21 protein-coding genes are annotated in these 21,767 nt (G+C 36.2%); 5 read left to right on the top strand and 16 right to left on the bottom strand.

What is annotated here, in order from left to right:
* Nucleotides 1-17: 17 nt before the first annotated feature.
* The 13 genes from frr to AN34_RS17845 form a co-directional block, all read right to left on the bottom strand.
* A complete protein-coding gene (frr, locus tag AN34_RS17905) occupies nt 18-581 on the bottom strand; it encodes a ribosome recycling factor (protein ID WP_029287685.1) in 564 nt (187 codons plus the stop codon).
* Between the two features lie 38 nt (nt 582-619).
* On the bottom strand, nt 620-1,324 hold the full coding sequence (pyrH, locus tag AN34_RS17900) for a UMP kinase (protein ID WP_029287684.1): 705 nt from the start codon (nt 1,322-1,324) through the stop codon (nt 620-622).
* 162 nt (nt 1,325-1,486) lie between these two features.
* Entirely contained in the window at nt 1,487-4,756 is a 3,270-nt protein-coding gene (locus AN34_RS17895; protein ID WP_029287683.1) for a TonB-dependent receptor, read from the bottom strand.
* A 54-nt stretch (nt 4,757-4,810) separates the two neighbouring features.
* Nucleotides 4,811-5,773 carry an MBL fold metallo-hydrolase gene (locus AN34_RS17890; protein ID WP_029287682.1) on the bottom strand — a complete coding sequence of 321 codons (963 nt, stop codon included), beginning with the start codon at nt 5,771-5,773 and terminating at the stop codon, nt 4,811-4,813.
* 20 nt (nt 5,774-5,793) lie between these two features.
* The gene (nagA, locus tag AN34_RS17885) at nt 5,794-6,879 is read right to left on the bottom strand and encodes an N-acetylglucosamine-6-phosphate deacetylase (protein ID WP_029287681.1); all 1,086 of its coding nucleotides are present in this window, start codon (nt 6,877-6,879) and stop codon (nt 5,794-5,796) included.
* A 160-nt stretch (nt 6,880-7,039) separates the two neighbouring features.
* Entirely contained in the window at nt 7,040-7,885 is an 846-nt protein-coding gene (gene tsf / locus AN34_RS17880) for a translation elongation factor Ts (RefSeq protein WP_029287680.1), read from the bottom strand.
* Between the two features lie 107 nt (nt 7,886-7,992).
* Nucleotides 7,993-8,826, bottom strand: a complete 834-nt coding sequence (gene rpsB / locus AN34_RS17875) for a 30S ribosomal protein S2 (RefSeq protein ID WP_029287679.1) — start codon at nt 8,824-8,826, stop codon at nt 7,993-7,995.
* An 18-nt stretch (nt 8,827-8,844) separates the two neighbouring features.
* Nucleotides 8,845-9,231: a 30S ribosomal protein S9 gene (gene rpsI / locus AN34_RS17870; RefSeq protein ID WP_029287678.1), complete on the bottom strand. Its 387-nt coding sequence runs from the start codon at nt 9,229-9,231 to the stop codon at nt 8,845-8,847.
* A gap of 3 nt (nt 9,232-9,234) precedes the next feature.
* Nucleotides 9,235-9,678, bottom strand: coding sequence for a 50S ribosomal protein L13 (gene rplM, locus AN34_RS17865; protein ID WP_029287677.1), 444 nt, complete (start codon nt 9,676-9,678; stop codon nt 9,235-9,237).
* Nucleotides 9,679-9,786: 108 nt separating this feature from the next.
* On the bottom strand, nt 9,787-10,023 hold the full coding sequence (locus AN34_RS17860; protein WP_029287676.1) for a hypothetical protein: 237 nt from the start codon (nt 10,021-10,023) through the stop codon (nt 9,787-9,789).
* Between the two features lie 2 nt (nt 10,024-10,025).
* Nucleotides 10,026-11,576, bottom strand: a complete 1,551-nt coding sequence (locus AN34_RS17855) for an Rne/Rng family ribonuclease (RefSeq protein WP_029287674.1) — start codon at nt 11,574-11,576, stop codon at nt 10,026-10,028.
* Nucleotides 11,577-11,861: 285 nt separating this feature from the next.
* Complete coding sequence (locus AN34_RS17850; RefSeq protein WP_029287672.1) at nt 11,862-12,740, bottom strand: M48 family metallopeptidase; 879 nt, start codon at nt 12,738-12,740, stop codon at nt 11,862-11,864.
* 10 nt (nt 12,741-12,750) lie between these two features.
* Nucleotides 12,751-13,053 (bottom strand): HU family DNA-binding protein, encoded by a 303-nt coding sequence (locus AN34_RS17845; RefSeq protein ID WP_010601128.1) that lies wholly within the window; start codon nt 13,051-13,053, stop codon nt 12,751-12,753.
* Nucleotides 13,054-13,222: 169 nt separating this feature from the next.
* Between AN34_RS17845 and mutY the strand changes: the two genes are divergently transcribed.
* Nucleotides 13,223-14,269, top strand: a complete 1,047-nt coding sequence (mutY, locus tag AN34_RS17840) for an A/G-specific adenine glycosylase (RefSeq protein WP_029287669.1) — start codon at nt 13,223-13,225, stop codon at nt 14,267-14,269.
* Nucleotides 14,270-14,338: 69 nt separating this feature from the next.
* Nucleotides 14,339-14,779 (top strand): single-stranded DNA-binding protein, encoded by a 441-nt coding sequence (locus AN34_RS17835; protein WP_029287667.1) that lies wholly within the window; start codon nt 14,339-14,341, stop codon nt 14,777-14,779.
* Between the two features lie 56 nt (nt 14,780-14,835).
* On the opposite strand, the gene glmS is transcribed toward AN34_RS17835, so the two are convergent.
* The 3 genes from glmS to AN34_RS17820 form a co-directional block, all read right to left on the bottom strand.
* Nucleotides 14,836-16,674, bottom strand: a complete 1,839-nt coding sequence (gene glmS / locus AN34_RS17830) for a glutamine--fructose-6-phosphate transaminase (isomerizing) (RefSeq protein ID WP_029287665.1) — start codon at nt 16,672-16,674, stop codon at nt 14,836-14,838.
* 126 nt (nt 16,675-16,800) lie between these two features.
* Nucleotides 16,801-18,183: a DUF4270 domain-containing protein gene (locus tag AN34_RS17825; RefSeq protein WP_029287663.1), complete on the bottom strand. Its 1,383-nt coding sequence runs from the start codon at nt 18,181-18,183 to the stop codon at nt 16,801-16,803.
* A 21-nt stretch (nt 18,184-18,204) separates the two neighbouring features.
* Nucleotides 18,205-19,029, bottom strand: a complete 825-nt coding sequence (locus AN34_RS17820; RefSeq protein WP_029287661.1) for a glycogen/starch synthase — start codon at nt 19,027-19,029, stop codon at nt 18,205-18,207.
* A gap of 149 nt (nt 19,030-19,178) precedes the next feature.
* Here AN34_RS17820 and panC point away from each other — a divergent pair, with 149 nt between their 5' ends.
* The 3 genes from panC to AN34_RS17805 all read left to right on the top strand — a co-directional run bounded on the left by panC (nt 19,179) and on the right by AN34_RS17805 (nt 21,582).
* A complete protein-coding gene (gene panC, locus AN34_RS17815) occupies nt 19,179-20,024 on the top strand; it encodes a pantoate--beta-alanine ligase (protein WP_029287659.1) in 846 nt (281 codons plus the stop codon).
* Between the two features lie 205 nt (nt 20,025-20,229).
* Nucleotides 20,230-20,580 carry an aspartate 1-decarboxylase gene (panD, locus tag AN34_RS17810; protein ID WP_029287657.1) on the top strand — a complete coding sequence of 117 codons (351 nt, stop codon included), beginning with the start codon at nt 20,230-20,232 and terminating at the stop codon, nt 20,578-20,580.
* Between the two features lie 3 nt (nt 20,581-20,583).
* Nucleotides 20,584-21,582 (top strand): lysylphosphatidylglycerol synthase transmembrane domain-containing protein, encoded by a 999-nt coding sequence (locus tag AN34_RS17805; RefSeq protein WP_029287654.1) that lies wholly within the window; start codon nt 20,584-20,586, stop codon nt 21,580-21,582.
* Nucleotides 21,583-21,767 lie beyond the last annotated feature (185 nt).

Raw genomic sequence — 21,767 nt, 5'->3', positions numbered from 1 at the left:
ATTTTTTTCAAGGCTGACTAAACAGTCATTACATCTTTTTCCTTTGCTTCAGCGTGCTTATCAACTTTAATGATGTAAGCATCAGTTAACTTTTGAACTTCTGCCTCACCAGTTTTAATTTCATCATCTGAAACACCATCGCCTTTCAGTTTCTGAATTTTGGTGTTGGCATCTTTACGGATATTACGAACAGTAATTCTTCCGCGTTCAGCTTCTTCTTTTACCTTTTTTACCAAGTCTTTTCTGCGTTCTTCAGTTAGCGGAGGCACTACCAAACGGATTACAATACCATCATTTTGAGGATTGATGCCGATATTTGCTACTTGAATAGCTTTTTCAATCGGTACCAAAAGTGATTTTTCCCATGGCTGAATAACGATGGTTCTGGCATCAGGTGTATTGATGCTGGATACTTGTGATAATGCTGTAGAAGCACCATAATAATCTACAAAAATACCATCAAGCATTCCTGCTGATGCTTTACCTGCTCTGATTTTAGTTAATTCTGACTCACAATGATCGATTGCTCTCTCCATAGCAGATTCAGCATCCATCAATTGTAACTGTATGAGTTCGTTCATAATGTGTGTATATCTAAAAATGTAATAATTTTTATAGTTTATTTTACTAAAGTACCAATAGATTCGCCATTGGCTATTTTCATAAAGTTACCATGTTTATTCATGTCAAACACAATAATGGGCACTTGGTTTTCTTCACAAAGGGTAAAAGCCGTCATATCCATTACGTTTAATCCTTTATCATAAACTTCTCTAAATGAGATTTCTTCGTATTTAGTAGCAGAAGGATCTTTTTCAGGATCAGCAGTATAAATACCATCTACACGTGTTCCTTTTAAAACAACATCTGCCTTAATTTCTATCGCACGTAGCGCAGCAGCAGAATCTGTAGTAAAATAAGGATTTCCAGTGCCTGCTCCAAAAATAACCACACGGCCTTTTTCTAAGTGGCGTACTGCCCTTCTGCGGATAAATGGCTCACAAATCTGTTCCATTTTAATCGCTGTAAGTAAACGGGTTTTAATGCCTACTTTCTCTAATGCATCTTGCAAAGCCATAGAGTTGATCACTGTGGCCAGCATCCCCATATAATCGGCCTGTGCCCTGTCCATTCCACTCTTCTCCGCACTTAAACCCCTAAAAATATTTCCACCACCAATAACGATTGCGATTTCCAAACCTTTATCGTGAACCGCTTTGATATCTTCTGCGTATTGCTTAACGCGTTCATTATCAATGCCATATTGTTTATCGCCCATTAGCGATTCGCCGCTAAGCTTTAGCAGGATGCGTTTGTATCTCATGACCTCAAAAATATTAACATTTTTTTAATACCTGGCTATGCTTTCAGATAATTGATGTAAATTTTTAGTAAGAGAAATTATACGGATAGCATTATCGGTTTTTCTTAAATAAAAAATGGCTGGGTTAATGTTGTAACCCAGCCATTAATGATAAAATTAAAATTATTGATTAAACCTGTATCTCAAACCAAATTGAATCCGCCAGCGTGCGGTTTCATCAACACTGCTTGAGAAGGTATTTACTAAAGGTGTGTTATTATCTGCATTTAGATATGGGAAAGAGAATGTAGGCTTACCAGTAGCATCAATCCCTTTAAAGTTAAGCAAACCATTTGCCCTGTTTGCAAACTTTGGAACACCCCATGTTTTATTGATCATGTTTCCAAAATTAAAAACATCAAAAGTAAGCTGTAATGAATGTTTTTTACCCTTCAAACTTCCAAATAAATCTTGAGCAATGCGGATATCTAATGTTCCGATAACATTACCAACTAGGCCATTTCTTTCTGCATATTGTCCTCTTCTTTGATTTAAATAGCTATCCTGAGTAATGTAACTGTTTAATTGTGACCATAATTGATCTGTGGTTCTCGTATCTCCGGAATTTTCTGGCACCAAAACAATGTCAGATTTATTTGCCGGAACAAAAATTAAATCATTACCACTTAAACCATCATTATTTAAATCATTACCATAAGTGTACGAATACCTGAAGCCATCTTGCAGCTGATAAAACATAGAAAATGTTGTTCCTAAATGGTTGATATATTCTTTTCTATACACAACAGAGGCAATAAAGCGGTTTTTAACCATGTAGCTTGAATAAGAAAGCGCATCTGTATTCGGGCTGCCAGAAACCTGACGATCTCTCCACATGGATTGGGCAATAGAGCCGCCATCATTAACCGATCTCGAATCTGTATAAGTATAACCCGCTGTTGTAAACAATCCTCCGGCAAATTCCTTCGATATGGTTCCGGTAAGGGATAAACTATGGCCTTTATTGGTATTGGTCATCACAATGGCATCAGATATATTTGGGTTTGCAGGTGTTGGGGTAGCTGAACCATAAATTCTTGAAGCGGTATACCTTGGACGATTATCAGCACCTTGTAGGAGTGTATATGCAGACGTATTTAAATTCGCATTGCGAAAATAAACAGAGTTGATATCTTTTGAATATAAGGCTTCAAGTGTTCCGGTAAAGCCTGCGGGTAATTTTTGATCAATGGCTAAATTGGAACGCCAAACCTGCATGAATTTAAAATTCTGATCAGCGACAGCAAGATTGTATGCGGTATTATTTGCTGCGGTAGATTTGTTTAAATTGCGGTAAGCATCAACATTGGGCGTAAAAGGTCTGTTTGTTGGATTAGCTATAGATTCTGAACCAAACTGAACACCATTATTACTTGCTTGATTCGAAATCCAAACCAAAGGAGGTCGCCCTGTAAATAAACCAGTTCCACCTCTAACCTGAGTTTTTCCTGTATTGTTTACATTCCAGTTAAAGCCCACACGTGGCGACCATAATATGGCATTTTTAGGAAATCTGCCAACATCAATTTTCTGGCCGTTTTCAAAAGTTAACTTTTCTACGTTTGGATTGCTTATTAAAGATGAGGAAGAAACATTTGTTAAATCTGCACGTAAGCCAGCTGTTAATTTTAATTGATCACTAACCGTAAAAGCATCTTGTGCATATAAGCCATACATATTGGATTGAATTTCTGCATAAGGAAATGATCCATCAGGCAATACAGAATACTGAACCTGATAACGTGTGGCGTTGGAGACACCATTGTTGGCACTATTGTAAAAATCATCTAAACTTTTGAAAGTATAAGTACCATAGTAGTTTGGCGCAAAACCATTGCTGGTTCTATATCCTTCATAGTTGGCTCCGAGTGTAATTTCATGACGGCCGGCATAAATGTTAAAGTTATCTGTAACCTGATAAACTTTGGTTTTTAAACTGTTAAATGCAGTAAATGGTTCGTAACCAAAAGCAGTGTAAGAACTTCCATCAGGGTTCATAATATCAACCAGCGGAAAAGGTTTGTTCCCTTTAGATTCCCTGAAATCGTTCATGTTATTATAACCCACTGTTAACTGGTTAGAGAATTTATTATTGAAACGTGTTCTAAACTCCAGGTTAACATTATCCATATTATTGTTGATGCCATATCCTGCAGACTGAAATGGAAGCCCAAGTTGTGATGGTTGACGGTTGTTTTTTGGTGCTCCACTGTTGCTTGGTAAAATATCTTTGTATGACCTGAAATAAAAATATTTTAAACTTAGGGTATTTTTGTCATCAATATTATAATCCAATTTGGCAGATAATTTGTCGCTTCTTGTTTTCAATGCGTAATTTTCATATCCACCAGCATCATAGCCCAATGTTTTTAAGAAAGTACTCAATTTATCCAGGTCTTCTCCTTTAGCCTGCGAAATATTTGGGCCCGTACTTCCACCTCTTGATGCTGTAAAGCCTGTTCCAGGATCTGATCTTCTTTCTAATTCACCACTTGCGAAGAAAAATAATTTGTTTTTAATAATAGGGCCACCAAAAGTAAATCCATAACCTTTTAAGTTGAAATTGGTTACCGGCACTTTAAGGTTTGCATAGTTGTAGTCACTCACCAGGTCTTGATTTCTGTAATATGTGTTCAATGAGCCTTGAAATTCATTGGTACCACTTCTGGTTACTGCATTTATGGCTGCACCAGTAAATCCACTTTGGCGGATATCATATGGAGCAATATTTACTGTAATTTCTTCGAAGGCATCCATGTTAATGGGTTGAGAGCCAGTTTGGCTACCAATTGTACCTTGTAAACCAAATGCGTTATTAAATAATGCACCATCTACAGTAAAATTATTGGCGAGATTACTTCTCCCGGCAATACTCGGACTACCAAATTGTAAAGAAAACTGGGGTGTAAGCTTCACAAAATCTGTAAAGCTTCTATTTAAGGTTGGTAAATTTTGAATTGCCGTTCTGGAGATGTTTTGTGATGCACCTGTTCTGCCTGAATTGAAAATTTTACTCTGCTTACCAGATACCATTACCTCTGATAGATTATTTGCATCTTCACTTAAGATGATGTCTAAGGTAGAGCTTTGTCCAAGTGCTAATTTCTCTATACGTTGTACCTGATTTTTAAAACCAATAAAAGATACGGTAATAGAATAGGGGCCACCAATACGCATGGCAGGTAAATTATAGCGACCATCAGATCGGGTAGATGTAGCATAACGAGAACCAGAAGGTTCGTGAATGGCAATTACCGTAGCACCGCTGATTGGTCCTTTGGTATCTGCTACGGTACCATTTATAGACGCCGTTGTTTCATTTTGAGCTACTGCATCTATCTTTAAAAAAATTAAAAATATAAATGGAATAAATAAAAGTAAGGTTTTTTTCATGAATTTTTTTTCACAAAAGTACATTCACTTTCTGTATCCAATATGTTACTTATGTTAATATATTGTTAATAGCTTTCCTTGATCGGGGAATATTAATTTAAATCCAGCCGTATTAAGCATCAGTAATTGCTCTTTTATTTTAAGTATATTTTTTTGCGGAGGTTTCCTATGTGTAACAATGAAAGATACCTTTTTCATCGCTTCAAGACTTGTTACATTTTGCAATTTTGCAAACTCATTAAAGAATAGCCGGGGAGTAAGATGGCCAAATAATTGGTTGTCAGGTTGATCATTTGGAAAAGAAACTTCCAGAAATATTGCCTTCAGTTTACCAGTAATAATAAGAGGAGCCACTTCCTGCCATAACTTTGAAAGTTTGTCAGATTTTTCTATTTCATCTGCACCAGTATCACCCAGATATAAAACGTAGTTATCTTTTGCCTGAATTAAAAATGCAGTACTTTTATAAGGCTTACCATGGCTGAGTTCAAAAGCACGAACTTTCATTTCAGTTTCAGCCAGTGGATAAGTAAGTCCTTCTTCTAAAGTGTTATAAGTATATTTTTTAAGTTGAGGTTTTTCACCTTCGTTTCCGAAATTTGCCCAGGCATCCCAGGTAAAGTATTTATCTCTGAGGATATTTAAAACGGATGATATTCCATAAATATTCTTGGTTGTATCTGCAGGAGAATTTATAATGAGCCCGGCAACATGATCTAAATGTGCATGCGATATTAAATAGCCCTTAATTTGTCTGCGTTGAATGTCTTCACTAATGCCTTTTAATGTTTTATTGTCTATGGCTTTCTGAATGCCCGCATTAATGGTTCCTGCATCCAGGCAAATAAAATGATTGCTGCCATTTGGAGCCAGCATGTATGATGATAAATTACTTTCATCATCGCCACCTTTTACACCTAGCGGTATGATTTTAAAGGTATAATCCTTTTTCTGTGACCAGGCGTTGATGGAGATCACTAGTAAAAGCATTAAAATCAGGCTGTGCTTTTTTAACATCGTTATGGGTTTGAATTGATTTATTGTAACGCTCCCTTGAAGATTACATTCTTTAAATTTAAATTCTCATCTAAAATAAGCAAGTCAGCCTGACATCCTGCTTCAATCTTTCCTGTAAAATTTTCTAAGCCTATTAATTTTGCAGGGTATTGGCTGGCCATTTTTATGGCATCAGCCAGGTTGATGCCACAATAATTGACACAGTTTTTAATGGCTTGTAACATGGTTAAGGATGATCCTGAAAGTGTTCCGTCAGGCATTACAAATTTATCATCTTTTTCAATGTGTTGATAAGGACCCGTTGTACAAGGGGTAACGGCATCTGTAATTAAAAACAATCTGTCACCAGCGAGCTTATGTGCCCACTTTACAACTTCAAAATCTACATGTTTACCATCTACAATAATACTCGCCATGGCCTGATCATGATTAAAGAAGGCGGTTGGAATCCCGGGCTCACGATGATGAATTGGCGTCATGGCATTAAAAAGGTGTGTAGTGGTTTGGATACCTTGGTTATATGCTTCAGTGGCTTCGGCAAAGGTAGCATTGCTGTGCCCTAATGAAACCACCACATCATGATCTAAAAGATATTGGATTACTTCGTCATCATTTATTTCAGGTGCGATGGTCATCATTTTAATCACACCGTCACCAAAATCCAGGAGCGATTTTATTTCATCTAAGGTAGCCTTTCTTACAAAGGCAGGTACGTGTGCACCCAAACGTTTTGGATTTAAGAAAGGTCCTTCTAGGTGCAAGCCTAATAAGTTTCTGGCAGATGAACGATATTCCTTTGCAGCCGTGATACAGGCTTTAAAAACTTCTGGAGCGTTAGTGGCCATACAAGCGAGGAAACCTGTAGTACCTTTTTTTAGCAGATTGTCTTCTATAATTTTCAGCGATTCTACTGTAGGTTCTGCAGAAAACAGTTTTCCCCCTGCTCCGTAAATCTGAAGGTCAATCAATCCTGGAAGAACATATTCATCCGTTAAGTTAGAAACTGATTTTTCGATTGATGAAATTTTACCATTATGGATACTGATGCTTTGTTCTTTTTGTAAAATATCATCAGCATAAAATTTAGCATTAGGAATGTTGAGCATAAGATTTTGTTTTTACTCGTCTAAGTTACTAAGTTGACCGCTGAATTTAAGTTTTATGCTTTAATTGTAATACTATGTTAACTAAATTGCTGGAATAATTTGGACAAAAAAAAATCCGGTTAACTTTTTAGCTAACCGGATTTTATATTATTTCAAATGCTTATGCACCTAATTGAACACGTTTGAAAGCAGATACTGTTAAACCTTTAGATGTATTATCTAAGAATTTACGAACATCTACTGAACTGTCTTTAACAAACTCCTGGTTTAATAAAGTACTGTCTTTATAGAATTTGTTCAATTTACCAGCAGCAATTTTTTCAACCATTTCTTCTGGTTTGCCTTCTTGACGGATTACATCTTTAGCAATTTCAATTTCACGTTGAATAGTAGCAGGATCAACACCGTCTTTATCAACAGCAACTGGGTTCATTGCAGCAATTTGCATTGCAACATCTTTACCAGCTTCAGTAATATCTGCGCCATTAGCACCTTCAAATACTACTAAAACGCCCATTTTACCATTAGAATGGATATAAGAAACGATTTTTTCGCCAGATACATTTGCGTACTCCTGAATAACGATTTTCTCTCCGATTTTACCGGTTAGTTCAGTTATGGTTTCAGCAACTGTACGTCCATCTTCCAAAGTAATTGCTGATAATTCTTCAGTAGTAGAAGGATTGTTAGCAACTGCTGCAGCTAAAACAGCCTGAGCTAGATTACGGAAATCTTCAACTTTAGAAACTGGTTCAGTTTCACAAGCTAAAGCAACTAATTTACCATTTGTGCCATCTGCTGAAACATTGATTGATACCAGACCTTCAGAAGTTGCATTACCAGAACGAGCGGCAGATACTTTTTGACCTTTTTTGCGCAATAAATCAACAGCTGCTTCGAAATCGCCATTAGCTTCTACTAAAGCTTTTTTGCAATCCATCATACCTGCACCAGTTTGTTGGCGCAATTTGTTTACATCAGCGGCAGTAATTTGTACTGTAGACATTTTATTTCCTTTTTACCCCCAAACCCCCTGAAGGGGGCTTGCGAGTGATTAAATAATTTTATGAATTTTGAATTTGTAACCTTTTACTCCCCTTTAGGGGTTGGGGGTTATTCTTCTGTTTTAGTTTCTTCTGATGAAGATGCTTCAACTTCAGCTTCAGCAGTTTTTTTACGTCTTGGTTCTTTAACCTCTGGCGCATCAGCTGCAGCTTTAGCCGCTACTGCTTCTTTTTCTGCTTCGTCATCTTTCTCACGTTTGCGTTCATCTAAACCTTCTTCAATTGCTTTGATAATTACATCAGTAATTAAAGAGATTGATTTAGTTGCATCATCATTCGCTGGAATAGGGAAATCGATGTTTGAAGGATCAGAGTTAGTATCAACCATCGCAAAAGTAGGGATGTTTAATTTTAACGCTTCAGTAACTGCGATGTGTTCTTTCTTAACGTCAATTAAGAATAAAGCTGCAGGTAAACGGTTTAAATCAGCAATACCACCTAAAAGTGATTCCAATTTAATACGTTCACGTTGAATCATCAAACGTTCTTTCTTAGATAAGATAGAATAAGTACCGTCTTTAGTCATTTTATCGATGTTAGACATCTTTTTGATTGACTTACGAACAGTAGCAAAGTTGGTTAACATACCACCTAACCAACGCTCGGTTACGAAAGGCATATTTACTTTCTTAGCTTGTTCAGCTACGATTCCTTTTGCTTGTTTTTTTGTTGAAACAAATAAAACTTTACGTCCTGATTTTACGATTTGTTTAATCGCAGCCGCAGCTTCTTCAGTTTTAGTTAATGTTTTATTTAAATCTATAATGTGAATTCCATTACGCTCCATGAAAATGTAAGGAGCCATTTTTGGATTCCATTTACGGGTAAGGTGACCAAAGTGTACACCTGCATCCAATAAGTCTTGATAAGTTGTTCTTGCCATTGTCTTTGCCTCCTGTGATTAACGTTTACTGAATTGGAATTTCTTACGGGCTTTTGCACGTCCTGGTTTTTTACGCTCAACCATACGCATATCACGCGTCATTAGGCCTTTAGCACGTAATGCAGGTTTTTTCTCCGCATCTAGTTCAACAATCGCTTTAGCAATAGCTAAACGAACAGCTTCTGCTTGTCCTTTTACTCCACCACCTTGTACATTTACAGTGATATCATAACGACCAGTAAGTTCAGAAACTTCTAAACTTTGGTTTACGATATATTGCAACGGTAAAGTTGGGAAATATACTTTGTGGTCTTTACCGTTAACGGTAATTTCGCCAGCACCATCTTTTAAGTAGATACGTGCAACAGCTGTTTTTCTTCTTCCTGAAGTGTTAGTAACTGACATTTCTTAAAGTTTAATGGTTTTTGGAGATTGAGCTGAATGTGGGTGGTTTTCACCTGCATACACAAAAAGATTAGTGTATAATTTTTTACCCAATTTAGTTTTCGGTAACATACCACGTACCGCTTTCTCGATTACACGTTGAGGGTGTTTCGCCATTAACTCTTTTGGAGAGATAAAACGTTGACCACCTGGATAACCAGTATAAGAAACATATTGCTTTTCGCTGAATTTGTTTCCTGTCAATTTAACCTTGTCTGCATTGATAACAATTACGTTATCTCCGCAATCTACGTGTGGGGTGTACTCAGGCTTGTTTTTACCACGGATGATCATAGCGATCTTCGATGACAAGCGCCCCAAAATCTCGCCTTGCGCATCAACAACAATCCACTGTTTGTTAACAGTTTTCGCATTGGCCGAGACAGTTTTGTAACTTAACGTATTCACTTGCTTGTATTTAATTTATTAAACAATTTATTATTCCCATTAAAATTGGGACTGCAAAGATAGATAGAAAACTTTTATTATCAAATAGTTGAATGGAAAAAAGTTGAACTATTTAGCTTCGGTTCCGCATTTGGTTACATCTTTTTGAAAAACTTTTGTCATTCTGAGGCACGAAGAATCTGTTTCATCGTTTGCAGATGCTTTATGCCTCAGCATGACAGCATATTCAATGTCGCTGCTATTAAAAGGTATTTCTACATTAATATGGTATGCAGATGAAACCACTTCAAAAGCAAAAAGCCTGAATTTTTTAGATTCAGGCTTTTGTTGAAGGTGTGTTTTCAAGTTTATAATTTTATTTCTTCATCTTTTGATGAGATAAAATGAAACTCATTTAGATAGTATGATGATTGTGCTTTAACTTTAATCCACTGGCCATATTTAAAGAACCAGCGGCGTTGTAAGTTGAAGATTCCTTTAGTAATGTAAGCTTCAATGTAAGGGTGCACACTTAATGTTACTCCTTTTTCATTTTGCTCACGTAAAATATAATTAAGGTTATTCTCAATATCATCCATTAAAACAATACTTGCTTTAATTTCTCCGGTTCCACCACAAGCCGGACATTTTTCTACCGTAACAATATTCATCTCCGGACGAACACGTTGTCTGGTGATTTGTACCAAACCAAATTTGCTTGGAGGCAAAATAGTGTGTTTGGCTCTATCCAATAACATCAGCTCACGCAAATAATCGAATAGTATTTTACGGTTTGTTGGCTTGTGCATATCGATGAAATCGATGACCACAATGCCGCCCATATCACGCAAGCGCAACTGTCGGGCAATTTCTTTTGCCGCCTCTTTATTTACCTGTAAAGCATTTTCCTCCTGGTTTTCTTTACTGGCCGTACGGTTTCCACTATTCACATCTATTACGTGAAGTGCTTCGGTGTGCTCTACTACTAAATAAGCACCACCTGGTAAGTTTACTGTTTTTCCGAAAGCATTTTTAATCTGCTTTTCTATTCCGAAGTGATCAAATATAGGCTCTTTCTGTTTGTACAGTTTCACGATTTTTTCCATTTCAGGAGAAATATCATGTACATAAGAACGAATATCATCGAACAGCTCTGGCGCGCTCACGTAAACGTTTGTAAAATCAGGATTCAGAATATCACGAATTAACGTAGATGATCTGTCCATTTCTCCCCAAACCCTTTTTGAAGGTTCGGTAGAAGGTACCTTTTTAATGAAATTTTCCCATTTTGCAATTAGATCTAATAAATCTTTTTGCATTTCGGCAACTCCTCGGCCTTCAGAAACAGTTCTGATAATTACCCCAAAATTTTGAGGTTTAATACTTTCAATAATCTTCTTTAAACGATTACGTTCGGTATTACTTTTAATTTTTTTTGATACAGATATGGTATTGGAGAAGGGCACCAGTACCACATACCTGCCGGCAATTGAAATGTCGGAACTCAAACGTGGTCCTTTTGTAGAAATTGGTTCTTTCGCAATTTGTACAGGAAGAAGCATGTTTTTTGCCAGCACATCAGAGATTTTGCCTGCCTTATTAATGTCGGCTTCCAGCTTTAAATGATCTAATAATGTGCCTGTAACCGAGCCATTACGCTTGATTTTAGTTAGCTTGATTAAAGATTGTACCTGAGGCCCCAAATCAAAATAATGCAAAAAGGCATCTTTTTCATAACCTACGTCCACGAAAGCAGCATTCAGGCCGGGCATAATTTTTTTAATGCGGCCTAAATAAATATCGCCTACAGCGTAGTTATTATTGATTTGTTCTTTGTGAAGCTCAACAAGTTGTTTGTCTTCAATCAATGCTATGGTAACTCCGGCAGGAGTCGAATTGATAATTAATTCTTTTACCAACAGCTACAGATTTAAGGCTTTCGCCTATTAACAAATGGATAGTAAACGAGAAAAAACTTGATTTAGCCGAATACCTATGCAATTAAAAAAAATCATATAAATACTTTAAACCTCACAGTTTTCACTATGAGGTTTATTAGGCTTTATCAAAATAAGAATCTATTTTTTCTTATGTCTGTTTTTTCTTAAACGTTTTTTACGTTTGTGGGTAGCCATTTTATGTCTTTTTCTTTTTTTACCGCTTGGCATAGTTTTAAGTTTTAAATGTTTTTATTAATCCGTTAATTAATTTTTATTCTTTAGCTCTGTAACCTTCTTATCAATAAATGAAGATAAGGTAGGATTAGCTGCTAATTTTTTGCTTGATAAATAAGCATCAACTGCTTCTTTATTTTTGCCTAAATTTTCAAGGGCTGTTCCCAAATAAAAATAGGCTTCAGGTGTAGGCGCTATTGCAATTACGGTATTAAAACGTGGAATTGCTTTATCGAACTGACCTGATTTTATAGAGAAGATTCCTAAATTCATATTCGCTTTTACATTTTTTGGTTCCTTAGCAACAACTTCAAGCAACATTGCAATACCTTGCATTGGTGCGCCTAAGCCATTTACTATGGTTACGCCTAATCCTGTTTTAGCTTCAATGTTTGTAGCATCCTTCTCCAATACTTTTTTGTAAGATGTATTTGCTTTCTGCAATAATGCAGGTTGTGCTAAACTATCTTGAGTACTTTCAAACGCTTTCATAAATTGATTACCTGCGGCTAACCATGCTTTTGATGATGGTTCTTCCTGAGCAATCATTTCTAAATAAAGTGCTGAAGGTGTAATTTGCTCCACATCGTCCCATTTCTGAGCCAGTTGCTTTGCTAATTCAATTTTTTCTGCACCCTTTGCACCTTTATAACTATTTTCTAATGCCGTAATATCTGTAGCCAAATTTTTGTTTAGTACATTTTTAGCAGCTGTAGATGTAGTTTCGATACTGAGTACTGCAGTTGATGGTGTTGATTCTGTTCCAGCCATCTGGCCTTTTTCAGGCATCTTGCCATTCTCTTCTGTTGGCTTAACCAAGCCTTTAATGTCTCTTGTAAATAAAAAAGCAACAAGCAATAAAACTGCTCCGATAATGATGATTTGTTTTGATCTGATGCTGCTATTCATGTAATAAGACTTAAGCTTCTACGCTAATTTTTTTGGAGTTACTTTTAACTTTATCAACAAAAACTTTTGCTGGTTTAAAGCTAGGTACAAAGTGTTCTGGGATAATTATTGCAGTGTTTTTAGAGATGTTTCTAGCAGTTTTTTGTGCTCTCTTTTTAACAACAAAGCTTCCGAAGCCTCTTACATATACATTTTCACCGCCAATCATACTTGTTTTGATAACTTTGAAAAATGCCTCAACCGTTTCCTGTACATCAACCTTCTCAATTCCGGTTTTTGTTGATATTTCTGAAATAATATCTGCCTTAGTCATATTTACTGATTTTATATATATTGTGTTTTAATATTATAACTGTTTTGGGGTTGCAAAAGTATTGCTTTTTAATGAGATAGGGAAATAAAAGATGATTTTTTTATCAGTTAAGATATCAGCTAAATGCAAGTTTTTTTTTAATCCAATAAATACGCCGTAATTTGCACCAATGACATTCCAAGCTGAACTGATAAATTGGTATCAAAATAACAAAAGAGATCTGCCCTGGAGGCACACAAATGATGCTTATATCATTTGGTTATCAGAGATTATACTTCAGCAAACAAGGGTAGAACAAGGCTTGCCCTATTTCAATAAATTCTTAGAAAATTTCCCTACAGTAAGTGATTTTGCATCGGCTACTGAAACGAAGGTACTTAAGCTTTGGCAGGGATTGGGCTATTATTCCAGGGGTAGAAATATGCATGCAACTGCTCAGGCTGTATTAAATGATCATAATGGAATCTTTCCGGTTAACCATGATGAGCTCATCAAATTAAAGGGTATAGGAGAATATACGGCGGCGGCTATTTCATCTTTTTCTTCTGGCGAGGCAAGGGCAGTTGTTGATGGAAATGTATTTAGGGTTTTAGCCAGGTACTTTGGAATTTCAACGCCAATCAATTCTCCGGTTGGCAAAAAGGAATTTTATAAGCTGGCAAATGAACTGCTTGATCTGGATGATCCAGCTACCTATAATCAATCGATTATGGAATTTGGAGCCATTCAGTGCAAGCCTAAATCTCCAAATTGTAGCATATGCCCGCTAAATCAAACTTGTTATGCTTTTATGCACCAGCAAGTAAATTTATTGCCAGTTAAAATACGCAAGGCAGCGCAAAAGCACCGTTATATAAACTACTTTATTTGCGAAAGTGAGCAAGGGGTTTTGATCCGTGAGCGGCAAGCAGGAGACATATGGCAACATCTTTTTGATTTTCCATCCATTGAAACTTCAGAAGAGGTAGATTTAAACAGTGTTTCATTTGCACAAAAAGTTTGTGATACCTTTGGGAAAGAAACAGAGTTTACTCTTCTGGCGAGTAAAAAACATATTTTAACTCACCAAATTATCCATTTGCATTTTTTCTCTTTAAAAAATTATATATTTAACTTTAGTAAACAAAAGGAACTTAAGTGGGTTTCTTTAATAGAATTAGATGAATTGCCACAGCCAAAAGTTATTCATGATTTCATCACTGATTATCTTTTATAAAAAGGATGGACTAACTAACCATTTTGTGAAAATCATTTAGAATTAAAAAAATCTAACCAAAAAATATTTATGTCTGGCATTAACAAAGTGATTTTAGTAGGCCATCTGGGTAAAGACCCAGAAGTACGTCATTTAGATGGTGGCGTTACCGTTGCAAGTTTTCCGCTTGCTACTTCAGAAACCTACAACAAAGATGGAAAACGTGTAGAACAAACAGAATGGCACAATATTGTATTGTGGAGGGGGCTTGCTGAAGTGGCTTCAAAGTATTTACAGAAAGGTAAGCTTGTTTATATTGAAGGGAAATTAAGAACAAGATCTTTTGAAGATAAAGAAAAAGTTAAAAAATATGTAACTGAAATTGTTGCTGAAAACTTTACCATGTTAGGTAGAAAAAGCGATTTTGAGCAAAGTCCTGCTGCTCCGGTTCACCAGAGTTCAACTGAGAATAAAATTGAGGATGAATTTACAATCGGACCATCAGATGAAAATGGCGATTTACCTTTTTAAATCCTGATTAAACAATGAAAGCTACTTGAAAAGTAGCTTTCGTTGTTTAAGTATATCTATTCAACCGTTACCGATTTTGCCAAATTTCTGGGTTGATCAATATTACAGCCTCTCATTACCGCAATATGATAGGATAATAATTGTAGTGGTATGGTAGCTAGAAGTGGTAAAAATGCTTCATTCGCATCCGGAATCTCAATACAATAATCTGCCATTTTCTTTACTTCGGTGTCGCCTTCGGTAACAATGGCAATCACTTTTCCTTTTCTGGCTTTAACTTCCTGAATGTTGCTGATTACCTTTTCATAAGATGAATTCTGAGTGGCAATAAAAACCACTGGCATTTCTTCATCAATTAATGCGATAGGACCATGCTTCATTTCGGCAGCAGGATAACCTTCTGCATGGATATATGAAATTTCCTTTAGCTTCAATGCGCCTTCAAGGGCTACAGGGAAGCCACTTCCACGACCTAAAAACAGGCAGTTCCTTGAATCTTTGATTTTTTCTGCAACTTCTTTAATGATGTCATTTGATTCAAGCGCTTTCTGGATTTTTTCAGGAATGTGATCCAGCTCGGTTAAAAGCTCGATCATTTTCGATTCGGTAATGGTACCTTTTTGCTGTGCCATGTAAAAAGCCATTAAAGTTAAAACGGTAACCTGAGCAGTAAATGCTTTTGTAGATGCTACACCAATTTCGGGGCCTGCATGCGTGTAAACCCCCGCATGTGTAAGGCGTGGAATAGATGCGCCTGCTACATTGCATATTCCAAATATAGTGGCACCACGTTCTTTAGCCATTTCTATAGCCGCCATCGTATCTGCAGTTTCTCCCGATTGGGAAATGGCAATAACCACATCCTTTTCCGTAATAATCGGATTTCTGTACCTGAATTCAGAAGCATACTCTACTTCTACAGGTATCCGGGCGTATTCTTCAATCAGGTATTCTCCAACTAAACCAGCATGCCATGAAGTTCCGCAGGCTACAATAATGATTCTATCAATATTTTTTAGTTTTTCTGCAAACTCTTTAATCCCGCCCAACTGAACCTTTCCTTCCCCGGGATAAATGCGTCCTCGCATACAATCTTTAATCGATCGGGGTTGTTCGTAGATTTCTTTCAACATGAAATGCTCAAAGCCACCTTTTTCCAGCATTTCCAGTTTAAGCTCAAGTTCCTGAATGAGGGGAGTCTGAACAATGTTATCCAATTGCTTTACCAATAAATCATCCTTAGTAACTAAAGCAATCTCACCATCTTTTAAATAAATTACATTTTTAGTGTACTCAATAATAGGCGTAGCATCAGAGGCGATAAAATATTCGCCTTTACCTACGCCAATTACCATCGGACTGCCCTTTCTCGCTGCAATTAAGCGATCTGGGTGATCTTTATCCATAATTACGATGGCATAAGCGCCGCTAACCTCATGCAAGGCCAGGCGAACCGCTTCCAGCAAATCTATTTTTTCAATTTTTTGTATTTCTTCAATTAAATGGATCAGTACTTCTGTATCTGTATCGCTTTTAAATTCATGTCCGCGGCCAATTAATTCTTCTTTGAGCGTAGCATAATTTTCGATGATACCATTATGAATAATCGATAGTTTTTCATTAGCTGAAGTATGTGGATGAGAGTTTCGGTCTGATGGTACACCATGGGTTGCCCATCTGGTATGTCCCATTCCAATGGTACCTTTGCGGTCTTGGTCTGCAGCATAATCTTCCAAAACGGCAACCTTCCCTGCTTTTTTATAAATACTTTGTCCGTTCTCATTTATCAATGCTATTCCAGCACTGTCATAACCCCTGTATTCTAGTCTTTTCAGGCCTTTCAATACAATTGGCCAGGCTTCTCTATAGCCGATGTAACCTACTATTCCGCACATAATTTTAGGATATTTCTAAAGTGGACGAATATACTAAACAAACTTTTGTTTAGTATTAAAATATTTTTTTGGCATAAAAAAACCTCAGCAGTAAAATGCTGAGGTTCATTATAAGATTAAAACCTGTTAATTTATTTTCGTGTAATAAATATTCAGCTTTATTTTATTTGTTGTGTTACCAAACGATCCAATAACAGATCTTCCTGCAGACGTACCTGAAGGTGTAATCTGGAATTCACTTGTAGAAGTTGGCGCTAAAAATGTTCCGTAATCAGTTATCGTTTTATCAATTAAACCCTGTACATAAGAAGTAACACTAAATATATACCTGTTATTGGTTGAATCAAATGTACCTCCAAATAGAGAAGATCCTCCAGAAGTTGCCAGGTTAGTATAATCTGGTAAATCTGCAGGTTGTTGTGCAATATCCCAACGGTATAAACTTATTTTTTCTGCCGGGGCAAAAGGATTTGTAACAGATCCCGTACTTAAGTCTACTACCAGTTCTGCTTTATTTACAACTACTTTCCCATAAGTATTAGAGAAGTTCGCCAGATCAGGAAAAGATATTTTAGTTTTTACCCCAGCCAATGCCTGTAAATAAGTTACATTATATTGTATCGCCGGATTGCTTATTTGTGTTTGAATATCCGTACCCGTATAATCATGTTTAATATTGGCTGTAACAGCAGAACTTGCAGTTGAAATCGGGAAATTTACTGAAACCGTATCAATACCATTAGAAGTATTTGGTTTTTTATAAACCATCTGCACATAAGAATTTGATGCAGCGAAATCTATAAAAGCCATACCCCCGCCGGCAATGGTGGAAGAAGTTTTATTAATCTCTGCATATAAACCTTTAAAGTATTCTGCAAATTTTGCATTAGTTGTAAATGTAGCTGCTGGTTGAGCTAAAATAGTATTCTGAATAAATGCTTTATTTAAAGGAATTCTGATCTGTGCTTTTACTGTTTTCACTGTATCCTTACCCGAAGCAACAACATCAGTGATTTTGATGGGTGTTTTAGGGAATATCTTGCTGTTAAAATTACCCAATAAAGTGCTATTGTGTGCCTGCACATCAGAGCTTTTATAATTTGTAATTCTATTGGTTAGCTGATAAACATCAATACTGTATTTAGAAGTAGTAGTGTCACCGTAAAACTGAGTGCCAATATTCAAAACCAGTACTGCAGAATCAAGGGTAGAGTTTGTGCCGAAATCCTGTGTTAACGAGGTAGGAGGATTTACTGTCATAGCCAGGCTAGCCTCTGTTTTTCCAAAGGTTGGATCAATCATGTAGCCTATTGGATGTTGAGTTAAAGCGTTGGTGGCAATGTCGTTTTCTTTAATAGTTTGTGAGGTGATGCGCTCACTATTTACTAAAGTACCCTCAATAGCTGCATTAGGATCAACATCTAAGCCAACAGCACCTGGGTTTTTACACGATGCAAAAAGAAAAAGACTTATCAACAGGGTTAATAAGTCTTGTTTTGTAAATTTCATATTTAAAATAATAATACCTGATTAAGCAACTGAAACCAATTCATCATTTGAAATTTCTTCATAAAAAGTATAGAAGTTTTCAAAATTATCGGTTAAGTTAAAAGCTAATGTTGGTTTATTAGAATCTTTAACAAATTTTAACACAGCAGAATCAAGATTTTCGTCTGCTAAAACTACTGCATCAGCGTGTGTTACAGCACCTATATGCATGCTATTGCAATCTGCAGCAGCAAAAGCTTTAGTATCTTCTTCTGTCATGTTAGCCATTACAGCTTTAGTGGCAAATTTAGTGTTTAGATTTTCTGTAAAACCATCTTCGTAAATGGAATATACCACCTTAGAGTTTTTGAATGTAGGATCGTTTTTATAAGTAGTTTTGATGTATGCAGGAACTAAAGCACTCATCCAACCATGGCAATGAACGATATCTGGTGCCCAGCCTAATTTTTTAACCGTTTCTAATGCGCCTTTGCAAAAGAAAATTGTACGTTCGTCATTATCGTCAAAGAATTTTCCACTTGCATCTCTGAAGACTTGCTTACGTTGAAAATATTCTTCGTTGTCTAGAAAATAAACCTGCATACGTGCAGCTGGGATGGATGCTACCTTGATAATTAAAGGATTGTCATTGTCATCAATAATGATGTTCATTCCAGATAAGCGGATTACTTCGTGTAAACGATTTCTTCTTTCGTTGATGTTACCAAACTTAGGCATCAAGATGCGGATTTCGAATCCTTTTTCTTGCATGGCTTGTGGTAGTTGACGCGTAATTTCAGAAATTTTAGTAAGCTCGAGGAAAGGCGACATCTCGTGTGTAACAATCAGCAGCTTCGTTTTTGCCATCTCCATATGATAAGAAAATATTAAGTTAAATAAAAGATAATGAGCTGCAAAGGTAAGCATAATAATACTATTTATCAATATAGCAAGCATTTGTTTGGTTTCGTTTAGATTAATTTACACCTTTACGGCTTTAATTTAGATAGACCGAATTGGAAATATTTAAAACCAAGGCTAAGCTTAAGGCCTTCTTAAAACCATTAAAAGAATCTGGTAAAAAAATCGCTCTCGTACCTACTATGGGTGCACTGCATAACGGCCATATTTCTTTAATCAAACTGGCTCAGCAATACGCTGACGTTATTATCTGTAGCATTTTTGTAAATCCAACCCAATTTACAGACCCTAAAGATCTGGAGAAATATCCACGCCCCATTGAGCACGATTTAGCCATGCTTCAAAATGCTGGTTGTACTGGTGTGTTAATGCCTAATGTAAAAGAAATGTATCCGGTTGGTGAAAATGATCATTGGCACATTGATTTGGGTAAAGCAGAATTTTTACTGGAGGGTGAATTTAGAAAAGGCCATTATCAGGGTGTTACACAAATTGTAAAGAAGCTTTTTGATGCCGTTGAACCAGATGTAGCAATGTTTGGTCAGAAAGATTTTCAGCAAGTACTAATGATTGGAAATATGGTTAAGTATTTTGATCTTCCTATTCAGATTGTTACTTGTCCTATTATTCGTGAGGATGATGGCCTGGCCATGAGTAGCCGGAATATCCATTTATCTGCAGAAGATCGCAAGCATTCACTGGTATTAAATAAATCACTTCAGTTTGTAATGGAACATTTTAATGAATACTCAATTAATGAACTGGAAGCAAAGGCAAAAGCCTTTTATGAAAATATAGAAGGTGTTGAACTGGATTATTTTACCATCGCTAATGGACGTACCTTAGAGCCAGCTGCTTCAAAAGAGGAAGAAAATCTGGTGGTACTAGTTGCCGCAAAAGTAGGATCAACGAGATTAATCGATAATATGATTATTAAATAATAATTGAATTTTAAAATGAATGAATGATTGAATGTTATTGTTCCCAAAGCTAGATTTACTAATTCAATCATTCACTAATTCCGTTATTCAATCATTTGATCATCCACTAATTCGATCATTTACCAATTCAGTTATTCAATCCTTCCATCGTCCAATAATTCTATCATTCACTAATTCATTCTAACATTATTACTAACTTTGCCAAATGGTTATCACAATATTAAAATCGAAAATACACCGCGTTAAAGTTACACAGGCTGAACTAAACTATGTTGGCAGTATTACGATAGATGAAGATTTGATGGATGCGGCAAATATTATCGCTAACGAGAAGGTGCAGATTGTTAATAATAATAATGGGGCACGTTTCGAAACTTATGTGATTAAAGGAGAGCGTGGTACAGGAACAATTTGTTTAAATGGCGCAACAGCCCGTTTGGCTCAATTGGGTGATGTATTAATCATCATGTCATATGGTAGCCTTCCAATAGAAGATGCGAAAAAATATAATCCTATTCTTGTTTTTCCTGACGATAACAATCATTTGCTGAAATAAATTGTGACATTCGACCTCAAAGCGGCAGTAAAATACCTCATCATGTTTTTGATTGGAATGGGGATTTTATACTTAGCGTTTCAGGGGCAGGATTTAATGAAGATTTGGCAGGAGATTAAAGCGGCTAATCTTTATTATGTAGCAGTTTCATCGCTCTCAGCATGGCTTGCTTATGTGCTTAGGGCATTAAGATGGCAGATGCTTTATAGGTCTATTCATTATGAGGTAAATTTCTCTACCGCTTACCATGCCGTAATGATAGGCTATCTGGCTAATCTTGCTTTGCCTCGCTTTGGTGAAATTGTTCGCTGTTCAGCGATTCATAAATCAACTAAAGTTCCTCTCTTTGCATCTCTTGGTACTGTGATCACAGAAAGACTTTTTGATGTTTTAGTGCTGCTTTTAGCTGGGTTAGCATTATTAATTTTTCAATATGACCTCGTATCTCATTTTCTTCAAAATATCATTTATCACCATATTCGAGAAAAATTTAATCAGATAAATTATAGATGGTTATTCATATTAGGTGCATTGTTGATTTTCTGTATTGGCATTTCAATTTATATACTGCGTAGAAAGGTTGGTAAGAAATTTTTAAGAATTTTTGTAAGCCTCAGGCAAGGATTTGGGTCGTATAGCAAAATGAAAAGAAAACGCACATTTTTACTATATACCATTGGAATTTGGAGTCTTTATCTGCTTTCCATGTATTTTTGCTTTTCTGCCCTTGCCGTTACCAGGAATTTGCAATTTGATGCTGCTTTTACCGCACTCGTATTTTCAGGATTTGCTATGGCTGCACCGGTACAAGGCGGAATAGGGGTTTTTCACTGGATGGTTGGTCAATCTTTAGCTTTATATTCAATTTCTTTTAAAGATGGACTGGCTTATGCCACAATCATTCATTCATCTCAGGTATTGATCATCCTTATTTTAGGTGGTTTAAGCTTGTTCAAAGTTATCATGGCTTCTAAAAAGAAACTCGAAACTAACCATCGATAACTTATTATTCATTCATTCATTGAAGATTGAGAGTGTCCAACTTAATTAATTTCTTAAGCTACTTAAACACATAAAGCAATCATATTTTTATTTTATGAAAGTTTTTTGAATAAAAAATTACTATGCAGCCATAGTAATTTTCATTTAGAAATGCTACATTTGGTTTAAACCTTTTATACATAAAT

The organism is Pedobacter sp. R20-19 (genome assembly GCF_000708265.2).
GTDB lineage: Bacteria > Bacteroidota > Bacteroidia > Sphingobacteriales > Sphingobacteriaceae > Pedobacter.
The sequence above is the reverse complement of the archived record's forward strand: the minus strand, read 5'-3'. Positions and strand labels throughout refer to the sequence as shown.

Coding starts and splice junctions, on each gene's coding strand:
- AN34_RS17895 (WP_029287683.1), bottom strand. CDS start 4,756: ATGAAAAAAACCTTACTTTTATTTATTCCATTTATATTTTTAATTTTT.
- AN34_RS17850 (WP_029287672.1), bottom strand. CDS start 12,740: ATGAATAGCAGCATCAGATCAAAACAAATCATCATTATCGGAGCAGTT.
- rpsI (WP_029287678.1), bottom strand. CDS start 9,231: ATGTCAGTTACTAACACTTCAGGAAGAAGAAAAACAGCTGTTGCACGT.
- mutY (WP_029287669.1), top strand. CDS start 13,223: ATGACATTCCAAGCTGAACTGATAAATTGGTATCAAAATAACAAAAGA.
- AN34_RS17820 (WP_029287661.1), bottom strand. CDS start 19,029: ATGGCAAAAACGAAGCTGCTGATTGTTACACACGAGATGTCGCCTTTC.
- AN34_RS17835 (WP_029287667.1), top strand. CDS start 14,339: ATGTCTGGCATTAACAAAGTGATTTTAGTAGGCCATCTGGGTAAAGAC.
- AN34_RS17890 (WP_029287682.1), bottom strand. CDS start 5,773: ATGTTAAAAAAGCACAGCCTGATTTTAATGCTTTTACTAGTGATCTCC.
- AN34_RS17845 (WP_010601128.1), bottom strand. CDS start 13,053: ATGACTAAGGCAGATATTATTTCAGAAATATCAACAAAAACCGGAATT.
- AN34_RS17825 (WP_029287663.1), bottom strand. CDS start 18,183: ATGAAATTTACAAAACAAGACTTATTAACCCTGTTGATAAGTCTTTTT.
- panD (WP_029287657.1), top strand. CDS start 20,230: ATGGTTATCACAATATTAAAATCGAAAATACACCGCGTTAAAGTTACA.
- frr (WP_029287685.1), bottom strand. CDS start 581: ATGAACGAACTCATACAGTTACAATTGATGGATGCTGAATCTGCTATG.
- nagA (WP_029287681.1), bottom strand. CDS start 6,879: ATGCTCAACATTCCTAATGCTAAATTTTATGCTGATGATATTTTACAA.
- tsf (WP_029287680.1), bottom strand. CDS start 7,885: ATGTCTACAGTACAAATTACTGCCGCTGATGTAAACAAATTGCGCCAA.
- rpsB (WP_029287679.1), bottom strand. CDS start 8,826: ATGGCAAGAACAACTTATCAAGACTTATTGGATGCAGGTGTACACTTT.
- glmS (WP_029287665.1), bottom strand. CDS start 16,674: ATGTGCGGAATAGTAGGTTACATCGGCTATAGAGAAGCCTGGCCAATT.
- pyrH (WP_029287684.1), bottom strand. CDS start 1,324: ATGAGATACAAACGCATCCTGCTAAAGCTTAGCGGCGAATCGCTAATG.